This is a genomic window from Paenibacillus sp. JL3B1040, from assembly GCF_057063165.1.
Genome location: NZ_CM169317.1, coordinates 3876343 through 3888501 on the forward strand (window position 1 = coordinate 3876343; position 12159 = coordinate 3888501).

9 protein-coding genes are annotated in these 12159 nt (G+C 53.6%); all 9 read right to left on the reverse strand.

Going from position 1 to position 12159, the window contains the following annotated elements; translation table 11 throughout:
- Window positions 1-93: 93 nt before the first annotated feature.
- Complete coding sequence (locus tag ACZF99_RS17565; protein WP_483606361.1) at window positions 94-1065, reverse strand: glycoside hydrolase family 43 protein; 972 nt, start codon at window positions 1063-1065, stop codon at window positions 94-96.
- A gap of 69 nt (window positions 1066-1134) precedes the next feature.
- On the reverse strand, window positions 1135-3699 hold the full coding sequence (locus ACZF99_RS17570) for a LamG-like jellyroll fold domain-containing protein (protein WP_483612811.1): 2565 nt from the start codon (window positions 3697-3699) through the stop codon (window positions 1135-1137).
- A gap of 132 nt (window positions 3700-3831) precedes the next feature.
- Complete coding sequence (locus ACZF99_RS17575) at window positions 3832-4677, reverse strand: carbohydrate ABC transporter permease (RefSeq protein ID WP_483606362.1); 846 nt, start codon at window positions 4675-4677, stop codon at window positions 3832-3834.
- A 48-nt stretch (window positions 4678-4725) separates the two neighbouring features.
- Window positions 4726-5601 carry a carbohydrate ABC transporter permease gene (locus ACZF99_RS17580; RefSeq protein WP_483606363.1) on the reverse strand — a complete coding sequence of 292 codons (876 nt, stop codon included), beginning with the start codon at window positions 5599-5601 and terminating at the stop codon, window positions 4726-4728.
- Window positions 5602-5691: 90 nt separating this feature from the next.
- Window positions 5692-6939 (reverse strand): extracellular solute-binding protein, encoded by a 1248-nt coding sequence (locus ACZF99_RS17585; RefSeq protein ID WP_483606364.1) that lies wholly within the window; start codon window positions 6937-6939, stop codon window positions 5692-5694.
- A gap of 89 nt (window positions 6940-7028) precedes the next feature.
- Entirely contained in the window at window positions 7029-7871 is an 843-nt protein-coding gene (locus ACZF99_RS17590; protein ID WP_483606365.1) for a carbohydrate ABC transporter permease, read from the reverse strand.
- Window positions 7868-8767, reverse strand: a complete 900-nt coding sequence (locus tag ACZF99_RS17595) for a carbohydrate ABC transporter permease (RefSeq protein ID WP_483606366.1) — start codon at window positions 8765-8767, stop codon at window positions 7868-7870. Before ACZF99_RS17595 ends, ACZF99_RS17590 begins: the two co-directional genes overlap by 4 nt.
- Before the next feature lie 70 nt (window positions 8768-8837).
- Entirely contained in the window at window positions 8838-10169 is a 1332-nt protein-coding gene (locus ACZF99_RS17600) for an ABC transporter substrate-binding protein (protein WP_483606367.1), read from the reverse strand.
- A gap of 176 nt (window positions 10170-10345) precedes the next feature.
- Window positions 10346-11869 carry an arabinosylfuranosidase ArfA gene (gene arfA, locus ACZF99_RS17605; RefSeq protein WP_483606368.1) on the reverse strand — a complete coding sequence of 508 codons (1524 nt, stop codon included), beginning with the start codon at window positions 11867-11869 and terminating at the stop codon, window positions 10346-10348.
- Between the last annotated feature and the right edge of the window lie 290 nt (window positions 11870-12159).

The window sequence follows — 12159 nt, forward strand, 5'->3', positions numbered from 1 at the left end:
TGAAAAAGCCGCTCTACCTCATCCTTCGATGAGCGCAAAGCAGCCTTTCCGAGTCAGTCAAACCGCAGTATGGTCCCGGTTCGCCGTGTCGTCTTATTTTCCGGTGCGGGACGAGTCCGCTACCGGCGCGCCGAAATTCGGCGTACCGTCCTCGTTCCAAACAAACGGTTGGGCCCGCGTATGCCGATTCGGATCATACAGCGGGTCGCCGACGATCTCCTTGTAGTTGCGGGCATGATAGATCAACACGTCGCACCCGTCTTCCGAGACGGTAAAGCTGTTATGCCCCGGTCCGAACTGCCCGGCAGCCTCATCGGTGGCGAACACCGGGCCCGGCGATTTCGCCCAGGAGGCGGGGTCCAGCAGATTCGCCGATTCATCGGCGGTAAGAAGCCCCATACAATAATGATGGTCGGTTGCGCTGGCCGAATAGCTGATGAAAATGCGCCCGTTCCGTTTGAGCACCGCCGGCCCCTCGTTCACCTTGAAGCCGATCGTCTCCCAGTCGTATTCCGGCGTGGAGATCATCGCTTGTTCGCCGGTCAACGTCCAGGGATTGCCCATCCGGGAGATGTACAGATTGGAGTTGCCGTCGATCTGCGGATCCTTCTGCGCCCAAACGTAATAACGTTCTCCCCGGTGCTCGAACGTCGTCGCATCCAGCGCGAACGACTCCCAGCGCGTACGGACCTGGCCTTTCTCTTCCCAGACGCCTTCGAGCGGATTGGCGGAGGCGTTCTCCAGCACGTACATTCGATGATCAAACAAACCCTCGTTCGTTTCCGTCGTCCGCGCCGCGGCAAAATAGATGTACCATTTTCCATCGATAAAATGAAGTTCCGGCGCCCAAATATTGGCGCTCAGCGGACCCGATTCATATTTGCGCCAGGCCAAGACAGGCTGGGCTTCGCCCAATCCTTGCAGCGTCTTCGACCTGCGGATTTCAATCCGGTCGTACTCCGGAACGGATGCCGTAAAATAATAATAGCCGTCCAGATGCTTATACACCCATGGATCCGCCCGCTGCTCAACGATCGGATTGAGGTACTCCTGCTTCTGATTCATGTCGGTTTCTCCTTCTCTAAATTGATATCCTAACGGCGGCGCCGTTTGGATCTGTTCCACTCCCGGCCTTCATTCCGGCCGGCTGTCCCGACCTTCCTCGTACAGCTTGCGAATGACCGCTTCCGTAATCGGTACGTCATAGACGCGAAGCTCATCCATCCGCCCTTGGAAGGGAGGATCCCACCAATTGACCCCTAGACTGAAGATCCCTTGATCATCCGTGAAAATATCCGGGAATCCGGTTCCCGAAAACTTCGCTTCTCCGTCCACGTATACTATCACGGTCCCGGCGTCGACGGTAAAGGCGATATGATGCCATTCGCCCGCCGAAATCCGCGCGCCCGTACTCCCGTCATACCAGGCTTCTCCGGACCACAGCATTGTGTTATGGTCCCAGGAATCCGGAACAAGGCTGATCCAGCTTGCATGGGATTTCGCCCCGAAGAAGCTAGTCGTAAATTGGGTGAATTGCTGCGGATTCAGCCATAGGGAAACCGAGTAACGGTTCCCTTGAATCAGCCCGTCATCCAGCCGAATGCCGGATTTCCCGTCAAATACGGCAGCCTGCCCCCGTACCCCGTCCGCATAAGCGATAGCTCCGCCTTCGGTATCGAGCTTAGCTCCGGTGATCGCGCCATCCGCAAACTGTCCCCCGGCATCCGACAGATTCCCTTCGAAGCCATAGTGGGCCCGAAGTCCATAGGAAGGGTCAATCGGGGCGACGACGACAGCAAAAGTCTTGACGGCGCTCGCTTTCCCCTTCGTGATCGTAGCGGTCAACGTGGCCCGGGCAGCGGCTTCACCGGCGTCTGGCGGGTGGATGATCCCGGTTTCGGAAATGACGCTCGGATCCGAGGTAGACCAGACGATTTTGGCCCCATGCGTTCCTTCCGCCGGCAGCGTCAGGTTGCTCATGACTCTGCCGGTATCGCCCAGGGTCAAGGCCTGCCGCACCGCCTTTACGACCTGGCGGTCGTTCATATCCGGCTGTCGGATTCCCCAAATCGCAGTTCCTTCACGGGAGATCGCCGTAAAGGTCATCGTCTCCCGGCCCTGCACCTCATCCCAGCCGCTGACGAACACGCCGTTGTAAATTGTTCCATCAATCGTCAGCTCCGCACCATAGGAACCGTTCAGTTTCCAGGTCCCGGTGTGGGAGCCCGTAACCGTATAGTCTTTGTTCAAGGCGAGATGAACCGAGGTCGGGACCTCTGCGGAATAGCCGAGCCCGTGATGGATGAATTGATAGTCGCCGACCAGCTTGGAGGCCGTCACTTTCCGCAGGGACTCCCCGGCATAACGCGTCGGCGCCATGACCAGCCAACCGTTTTGGTTCATAAACAGCTGATGCACGCGAACCTCGTGCACTTCTCCCCGCTGCGGGAAGCGAGTATGGAAGACCGAGAAATATTTCTTTGTCTTCTCGTCATACTCTAACGAGTTATGTCCCGGTGAAGCGTAGCCGTAACCGATCCCCGTCCCCGGATCGCCGATTTTGCGGTCGAACAGGAAGTTGCCGACCATTTTGATCCCGTAGGGGGCATTGTCCGTATCCCCCGGCAGCACGGCGTTTTGGCCGGCAGCGTCAAGATATGGGCCGTCCGGGTGCTCCGCCCGGAATTGCCGGAGGTTGTAGCCGCCATTCGCTCCCAACCATCCGTACGAAACGTTCAAATAATAATGGCCTGAGGCTTGATCGTATAAAATGTACGGGCCTTCGCCGGACTTCGTATACCCTCCGGCGATTTTGGTGCCGAAATAACGGTCTACGAGGCGGCCGTCCGTCGTCGTGCCGTCCTTGCCCGGATATTTCACCTGGCCGGTGGCCGGATCCAGCTCCACGATGAAGATCCCGCCGGACCAGGAGCCGTACGTCATCCACAGCTTGCCCTCCTTATCGAAGAACAAGGCGGCATCAATCGCATTCGGATACATGGCATTATTATAGGTACCGTCGCCGTTGAACCAGTTCGGATTGGCCTCCGCCAGCCTCCCCTGCTCCACCAGCCGCTTGACGTTCGTATTCGTCCACTTTTTGTCCACCCGGCTGTTCTCGTCAAACGCCGTTTCCTTCGTAAATCCGGAGTAAATGACCGTATCCACGTAAGTGTACGGGCCTTCGATATTTTTGGATACCGCATAACCGATCGCGGAGCGGATATATGTGGACGAGGCGCTGTAATACATCATGTACGCGCCGGTTGTTCCGTCCGCATGGCGGTACTTTCCGTTCCAAATCACGCCCGGCGCCCAGACGGCGTACCCGCCTTTGCTGTCGGAATCGTCTTCTCCCGCCCAGGCGAACGAGCCGGCCAGATTCCGGGACAGGTCGCCGTAAATCGCGTTACCGGGCGTTTGATAGCCGTTGGTAAACGTCGTCCAATTCATTAAATCGCTCGATTTGGCGGCCTCGATATGCGATCCGAACACATAATAGGCCGAGCCGGCCTTAATGATGTTCGGATCATGGACCGACACGTCGGTAAACGCAGGGCGTTGCTTCTTCTCCGCAGAGCCGCCTGCTGGAGCGTCGCCGCCCGCTGCCTTCCGTTGCGCGTCGCCTCCGCTGCTTGCCCACCCTTCGCCGGGGATGAGCATGGTGAAGATAAAGAGTAAAGCCAGGCACTTATACATGCTTTTCAACGGACTTCCCTCCTTAATAGGTTTAGGTCATGATCGGATGATCAAAGTCACCAGTGACATGGCCGGCATTCTCACATGCAGCGTGTTGCCGGCAACGTGAATGTGTTTTCCTCCACAAGTCATTTATCCTTTGATGCCCGAATTCAGATTGATCGATTGAATGAAATATTTTTGCGCAAAAACGAACAGCAACAGCGTCGGAATAATAGCCAACAAGGCCGAGCCCATGAGCTGTCCGATCATGCGATAGTTGCCGTAGATATCCTGAAGGAGCAGCAGCCCGGCAGTCACCGGCATTTTGTCCACATCGGTATAGACAATGACCGGCCAGAGAAAGTCGTTCCAGGAGCCAACAAATGAGAACAGGCCGCAAACGATGAGGACCGGCTTGATGAGCGGCAGGATAATGGCCGAGTAGATCCGAAAATCCCCGGCCCCGTCAACCCGGGCGGATTCATCCAGTTCGGTCGGAATCCCTTTCAGAAACTGCCTGACCAGAAAGATATTGCCCATGCCCGCCAAACCCGGAATAATCATCGCCCATGCGGTATTCACCCAGCCGAAAATATCGATGATTTTGTAAGAAGGGATGATGTTGACGACTCCCGGAAAGAAGGAAATGCCTAGCAATGTAAAAAACAGCGTGTCTCTGCCTTTAAAGTTCATTCGGGCATACCCGTAACCTGTAATCGAGATAATCACGATCACGAGAAAAGTATGCGTCACCGCAATGAATATGGAGTTCGTAAGCCAGCGCAGGATTGGAGCCGTAGACGTATTCTCCAGAATCGTCACGTAATTATCCAAAATCCATTCCACGGGAAGCAAACGGAAGCCCGTTGACACCACTTCGGATTGGGAGCGGAAGGAGGTCGAAATTCCGAATAACACGGGAATGACCCAGATGGCGCACAGGAGGAACAGATACAGGTATGCGATATATTTTGAAATGCTGATTTTCTTCGACATCTTGATTTACACCTTACCTCTCGTTTCCATAATCCATAACCGGATGCGTCAATTGGCGTTTCGATTCATGACGTAATACTGCAGCGCCGAAATGACCAAAATGACCATGCCCAGCAGCACCGCCATCGCGGATGCCATGCCGGCAATCGATTCTCCATGACCAAACGCCAATTGACGAATGTACATCATGAGTACATGCGTCGATTGTCGCGGTCCGCCATCCGTCATCATTAGAGGTTGGCCAAAGACGTTAAAGGCCCCGGCGGTGGTCATGACAAAGGTATAAATCAGCGGGAAACGGATGGACGGCAAGGTGATGCTGATGAAACGCCGGGTCGCCCCGGCCCCGTCGATCTCGGCGGCTTCGTACAAGTCTTTGGATACCCCGGCGATCGAGGCCCGGTAAATAATCATGTTTCCGCCGACCCCGCCCCATACGGTAATCACAAAAATAATCATCCAGGCATAGGGCTGCGTCGCCGCCCAAGCGACCTGCGAATGAAACAGGTTTCCCGTAATGCCAAGCTGTTTGTTAAAGATGAGCAGCCAGATCAAAGCGGCGGCGGAAATGGAGATCAAACCCGGAATGTAAATGATCGACTGGATGAATCCTTTCAATTTGACCTTCTTATGCTCCAAAGCGACGGCCACAGACAACGGAATGACAATCAATAGCGGAACACTGATACCGACAAAAATGAGCGTATTCCGAAGCCCGTTCACGAATTGGGTGTGGAAGGTCGAGGTTTCATCAAACAGGATCGTTTTATAGTTGGCCCACCCGACCCAGGATGGATCGTTCATCAGATTCCACTGCGTAAACGAGGCATAAATCCCATATACGGTCGGTATCAGAATAAAGATCAGGAACAAAACCAGGTGCGGGCCGACAAAGAAAAACGGCGCAAAGGATCTCTTGTTCATCGCCTTTCCATATCTCCTTTTGGAAAAATCATGTGCCAGAAGCAAGCTTTCCGGCACATGATTTCTTTCTGTATAGCTGGGACCGTTGCTTTAGCTCGCACTGCCCGCAGCGCTCTCGGCAATCTTATCCTCGACGAACTTCTGCATCGTCTGCAGCGTCTCTTCCAGATCGACGTTGCCGCGGACGATATCCGCGCAATAGGTATCTACCGCTTCCGCGACGTAAGGGTAATATTCGTAGGTGTAAATATAAAGGGACTGGATTTCCTTCTCATTGGAGGTGAAGAAGGATTGCATAAATTGCTGATATTCCGGGCTTTCGTTCACTTGTCTACTGGCAACGATTTGCCCCGCTTTCGCCCATTCCAGGGAGTTCTCGCGGATAAATTCCAGGAAAGCGCCGATGCCGGCTTCTTTTTCATCCGACCGATCCTCGTTTTTTAACATCGCAAACAGATGGGATGAGGCGCGATTCGTAAACTTGTCCGGCGTCGGCGAATAGATATTCGTTACCCCGAAGTTCAAGCCTTCGACCGACGCATGGGCCGTGGAGCTCCAGGTGCCGTCCGTCGAGAACAACACGTTGCCGGATTGGAACATCAAGTAGCCGTCTTCGCCGAAGGGGGTCATCAGCCCGGCGTCGGCGATTTTCTTGACTTCTTCGAAGGCCTGCTTCATCACCGGCGTATTGACGGCCGGCTTGCCGTTCTCCTGGATGTCGCCGCCGAGATTTTGCACTTGGGCCAAAATAACCCAGCCGAGCAGCGCATCGTTTACGACATATTGACCTTCATCCAATTTGCCTTGCAGCGACAGCATTTCGTCGATGGTAACCACGTCGTCGTCCAGGAAGGATTCCACGTTGTACTTCTTGAGCAGGTCCTTGTTGTAATACATCGTATTGCTATGAATGTCGAGCGGAACGGTGTACTGCGTGCCATCGATGTTCCCTGTAGACCAAGCCTGCGGAAGATAGTTCTCCTCCTTGATTTCCGGCTGCGCGGCAATGGCACCGTCGATCGGTTCCAGCACGCCTTGTTTGACAAAGCCGGGAACGCGGTCCGCGTGGATAATCGCCAAATCGGGAACCCCTTTGCCAGAGTTCAGCACCGTGGAAATTTTGGTGTACATGTCTGCGGTAATGACATGTTTAACTTTGAAATCGGGATTCGTCGCGTTGTAATCCTTGACCAATTGATCCATGTAAGCCCCATCATCGCCGGTCAGCGGCGTCCAGAAGGTAATCGTCTTCTTGTCCGAACCGCTGCCGCAGCCGTTCAGCACCGTGATGCACAAAAAAACCAAAACCATTGATAAAGACAACCATTTTGTTTTCATGTTCTTCCCCCGTTTTGAATAGTTGATATGATATGAAATCGACCGGGCGCCGCAGGCCGTCCGCGAAACGTCAGCAGCGCCGAGCCGCTTTATCCCTTGACCGCTCCCGCCGTCATCCCGTCGATAAAATATTTCTGGAAAGCGACGAACAGGATAAAGATCGGAATGATGGAGAAAAAAGAACCCACGATCAGCAAATCATAGTTGTTGCCGTAAGGAGTCAGCAGCGTCTTGAGTCCGATCGGCAGCGTATATTTATTCGCGTCGCTCAAAACCATAAACGGCCACAGGAAATTGTTCCAGCTGTTCATGCCGTTGAGAATCGCCATCGCCGCAAATGAAGGCTTCATGACCGGCAGGATCAGCCGCACGTAAATCCCGTATTCGCTTGCTCCGTCGACGCGGCCGGCGGCGATAATTTCCCGGGGAATTCCCCGCAGATACTGCCGGAAGAAGAAGATCGTCGCAGCGCTGGCGATCCCCGGCAGAATAATGGCCGAATAGGAGTTCATCAGCCCGATATCGTACGTTAACGTATACAACGGCAGCAGCAGGATTTCGAACGGAACCATCATGATCAGCAGCACGCAGATGAACAGGGCATTTTTTCCCTTGAATTCATAAGCCGAAAATCCGTACGCCACCGTGGCGCTGACCAGCAGCGTGACGACCACCTGCACGACCGTAAGCAGAAGCGAATTGAAAAACCATAAGAAATAAGAATGATTCCCCGTGAACAGATAAACGAAGTTGTCGAAGCTCATGACAGACAGATCGAACCGCAGATTCAGCCCATACCGGATCAAGTCCTCTCCGGGCTTAAACGAAGCGAGCGTAACGGCATAAAACGGCAAAAGGATCAGCACGCACAAGAAGGCAAAAAACACGAACAGGACGATTTTGAGCGGCAAGCCGCGGGCCGATTTCGTCATGCTTCCTCCTCCTTCTTAAACATGCCGGTAAAAGACAACTGCGTCAGATTGATGACCATCGTAATGACCAGAAGCACGATGCCGACGGCGGCCGCATACCCCAAGTTGTTCTTCTCGATCCCTTGGCGGTACAAATAGCCGACGATCGTCAAACCGATATTCTTCGGAGAGTTGTTGCCGTTCCAGAGCATCATGCTTTCGATGAACATCGCCAAACCGGCATAAATGCTGATCGTTAATACGTAAATCGTCGTCGGCTTCAACAGCGGCATGGTGATCTTCGTAAATCGCTGGAAGGGAGAGGCCCCGTCAATCGAAGCGGCTTCATAATATTCGTCGGGAATGCTCTTAAGCCCGGATAAGAAGTACAGCATGTTCACCCCGGTCCATCTCCAGGTCGCCAAAGCCAATAACGCGATGAACCCGGTCGCCTGCCCTTTCAGGAACTTGATCGGCTCCACGCCGAACCATCCCAAAAAGCTGTTGATCAAAGAGCCTTCCATTTCCCCGAACATCAGCCGGAAAATGGTCCCGGCGACGACAACCGAGGTTAGGGCCGGGAAGAAAAACGAGGATTTGAAAAATTCCCGGGCCCACATGAATTTGTTGTTGATCAATACGGCGAACAACATCGGAAACGGAATCAGGATCACTAAAGTCAACACCATGTAGATCGCGCTGTTGCCAACCGCTTTGAGGAAAATGCCGTCGCCCATCAATTTCTCGTAATTGTCTACGCCGATCCAAGCCGCTTCCTGCCCCAAAGTGACTTTCTGGAAGCTCATCCCGAAGGAGCTGACCAGCGGGTACACCCAAAAGATGAGGAAAACGAGCACGAACGGCAGAACAAATACGTAAGGAGCAACCTTTTGCGAGTATAGGAATTTTTTGACCATCGCCCTACCCCTTTTTAAACAGAGCTACTCCGGATGGAGTAGCTCGCCGCTTATTTCAATCGATTTGGCATTACTTCAGCTCTTGCTCGATTTGCGCTTGCGCATCGTCCAGGGCTTGCTTGATCTCTTTGCCGTCTTCAAAAATTTCGTTCAGCGTGACCGTGCAAAGCACATTGTTGATGGTTGGCGAAGCCGAGGTCGATTTGATCAATTGAATTTCGTCCTTGATGTCGGCCAGCACGTCAAACGGATTGTTTACGAAGTATTGGACAAATTGGTTATCCGGGTTATGGGTGACATCCTTCATTTCCCAAACGTCCATATTCACCGGATCAAAGCCCAACGTGTTCCAGATTTCGATATTGGCATCCTCCGACAATTTGGCAAAAGCCAGGAAATCCTTGGCAAGCTCAATGTCTTTCGCCGTTTGGGTCACGACGGTTCCGGTTCCGCCGCCGCCCACCGAGCGCGGCATGCCTTTCTCGATGACCGGAATCGGCGCGATCGCGATCTTGCCGGATAGATCCGTCATGTAGTTCGTATATCTCGACATTTGCCACAGCGGCATGAATGCGGTTGCATAGTTGCCTGCGTTAAACTCCCCGTAAGCTTCTTCCGTATCCGGCTGTCCGCCGGCGATCGTGGCGATGACATTGTTGTCCTGCAGGTCTTTCAGCAGAGTAAGCGCCTTGACCATCGCTTCCGAATTAACGACCGGGTTCCCGGCGTCGTCCGTGAAATCCGTCCCTTGCTGCGCCAGCAGTTGGGAAGTTTGCCAGGTCGCGCTCGTATCGGCGGTTCCCATGTACTTCCCGGTTTTCTCGTAAACCTGGATTCCGGCTTGCTTGAAATCTTCCCAGGTGACGATCGTCTTGTAATCCACTCCTGCCTCTTCCAGGATTTCCGTATTGTAAAAAGCGACCGAAGCCCCAACGTGGGTTGGAACGCCGTAATTCTTGCCATCCTTGCTGTAAAGGTCGATTCTGGATTTGACGATCGTGTCCCGGTACGGGTCGATGACATCGTTCAATTCGACCAGTTGCGGCGTCCCGGCCAAGAAGTCCGGGAACTTACCCAACTCGATGTCGGCGATATCCGGCGCGCCGACGCCCGTCTGCACGGCAATCGACAATTTGTTGTGCATGTCATCGTAAGGCATGACAGTGACGTTCAGCTTGATTTGCCGATCCGGATTGGCGGCGTTCCATTTCTCCAGCATTTTCTCAAAATGCTGCCCATGCAGCTCCACGAACGTCCAATAGGACAGCTCTGTCGCACTTTCTCCCGCACCGCCGTCCAGCACGGAGGTTTCGCCCCCGGCCGTCGTCGATGCCTTGCCGCAGCCCCATAACCATGTGGCCATCGTTAACACCAAAAGCAAAATCCATCCCTTTTTCTTCATCCTTGACCCTCCCTGACAAAATAAAATCTACACACTCCATGTACAGTCCGTTTCTCTCACTTCTAGTCAACCCGGCGTTAAAGCATTGGCCATCAGAAGCGCTCACCTGTTGTGCATAGCTCATGTCATTCATCGGGAGATCAAACGGCCTCCCCCCGGGGAGCGCCGTTTCATGTTCATGACGATCTCGGTTTGCCCAAACGAATCACGTTCCAGGAGGCTTTGGCTAACCGCGCCTTGACGTAACCGTCCCGGCAGGCCGCATCCCCTCCCGCATGCGGTTTGACGTTCTCCCGGTCCGCCGTGTTCACGGCCTTGAGGTCCTCGTGCTCCAGCACGAGATGCTCGATCAGTCGGTAGCCTTCAAACCCGCGGATGTCGCAATCCAGTTCAAGGGCTTCGCCCAGGTGGCGGTTCACCGCAAAAATCGTCAGCGTCTCGTCGGCCTCGTTATACACGACGGCGCTGTCCAAATAAGGCACATCGGTATAGTCCTTGGCGTCGTATACCGGAGAGTCGACGACCGGCTGCAGCGACACCCCTCGTCCAAAGACCGATGCATGCATGTAGGGATAGAAGATCGTCTGCCTCCAGGACCGCCCGCCATTCTCCGTCATGATCGGAGCGATGACGTTTACCAATTGGGCCATGCAGGCCATCTTCACCCGATCCGCATGGCGCAAGAACGTAATCAACATGCTTCCGACCAGCAGGGCGTCCTCGAAGTTGTAAACGTCTTCCAACTGCGGCGGTGCAATTCCCCAAGGCTCCAGCTTGGCGTCGGCGTCGTTGGAATGGTACCAGACGTTCCACTCGTCGAAGCTGAGGTGCATCGTCTTTTTGCTGCGCTTCTTCGCTTTGACGTAATCGCAGGTCGCGATCACCGTACGGATGAAATGATCCATGTCCATCGAGCGGGCCAGGTAATTCGCGGAGTCGTTGTCCCGGTTGCCGTAGTATTGATGCAAAGAGATGTAGTCGGCAACCTCATAGGTGTGGTCCAGCGTCACCGCTTCCCATTCGGGGAACGTAGGCATCGACGAACTGGAGCTCCCGCAGGACACCAGTTCGATATCGGGATCGAGCAACCGCATCGCCTTCGCGGTCTCGCAGGCGAGCCGGCCGTATTCCTGCGGCGTCTTCTGACCGATTTGCCACGGACCGTCCATCTCATTGCCCAGGCACCAGGTCTTGATCTTATGCGGCTGCTCGTAACCGTGGCTGCGGCGCAAATCGCTCCAATAGCTGCCGCCCGGATGGTTGCAGTACTCCAGCAAATTGCGGGCGGCGTCGACACTGCGGGTACCGAGGTTCACCGCCATCATCACGTCCGAGCCAACCTCCTTGGCCCATGCGGCAAATTCGTTCGTGCCGACCCAATTGGGCTCGACCGTCCTCCAGGCGAGTTCCAGGCGTTTCGGCCGCGTGTCGACCGGACCGACCCCGTCCTCCCAGTTGTACCCGGATACGAAATTCCCGCCGGGATACCGGATGATCGGAACGTTCAGCTGTTTGACCAGCTCTTTCACGTCGTTTCGGAAACCCAAGCGGTCGGCGGCCGGATGCGAAGGCTCATAGATCCCTCCGTATACCGCTCGGCCTAAATGCTCAATGAAGGAGCCATAAATCCGCCGGTCCACTTCCGCGATCCTAAAGGCTTTGTCTACGACCATCGTTGCTCGCGGCGCTGCTGATGACATGTTGACCACCTTCCGTTTTAGAAAATAATAAAATAATTCGAATAGTCTTGAATGAATCCGTTTACAGGTATAAAATAACATATGAAATCTGGGTTGTAAATATATATATCTAAAACATTTTAATCTTTTATAAAATTAACGATATAAACCATCTTTTCGGACATGAAAAACCTTGTAATTAGCTTGTAATTTCAATAAAGTTGTGAAATTTGATTTAGGAAGTTCTAAAGATAAGCATTTATTTATTACAAAATTAAGCTATTTTTTGAACTATTTTTACAATTTTTGAT

What these genes read in the sequence shown, in the direction of transcription:
- ACZF99_RS17580 (WP_483606363.1), bottom strand. Translation starts at nt 5,601, where the DNA reads ATGAACAAGAGATCCTTTGCGCCGTTTTTCTTTGTCGGCCCGCACCTG.
- ACZF99_RS17585 (WP_483606364.1), bottom strand. Translation starts at nt 6,939, where the DNA reads ATGAAAACAAAATGGTTGTCTTTATCAATGGTTTTGGTTTTTTTGTGC.
- ACZF99_RS17570 (WP_483612811.1), bottom strand. Translation starts at nt 3,699, where the DNA reads ATGTATAAGTGCCTGGCTTTACTCTTTATCTTCACCATGCTCATCCCC.
- ACZF99_RS17565 (WP_483606361.1), bottom strand. Translation starts at nt 1,065, where the DNA reads ATGAATCAGAAGCAGGAGTACCTCAATCCGATCGTTGAGCAGCGGGCG.
- ACZF99_RS17590 (WP_483606365.1), bottom strand. Translation starts at nt 7,871, where the DNA reads ATGACGAAATCGGCCCGCGGCTTGCCGCTCAAAATCGTCCTGTTCGTG.
- ACZF99_RS17575 (WP_483606362.1), bottom strand. Translation starts at nt 4,677, where the DNA reads ATGTCGAAGAAAATCAGCATTTCAAAATATATCGCATACCTGTATCTG.
- ACZF99_RS17595 (WP_483606366.1), bottom strand. Translation starts at nt 8,767, where the DNA reads ATGGTCAAAAAATTCCTATACTCGCAAAAGGTTGCTCCTTACGTATTT.
- arfA (WP_483606368.1), bottom strand. Translation starts at nt 11,869, where the DNA reads ATGTCATCAGCAGCGCCGCGAGCAACGATGGTCGTAGACAAAGCCTTT.
- ACZF99_RS17600 (WP_483606367.1), bottom strand. Translation starts at nt 10,169, where the DNA reads ATGAAGAAAAAGGGATGGATTTTGCTTTTGGTGTTAACGATGGCCACA.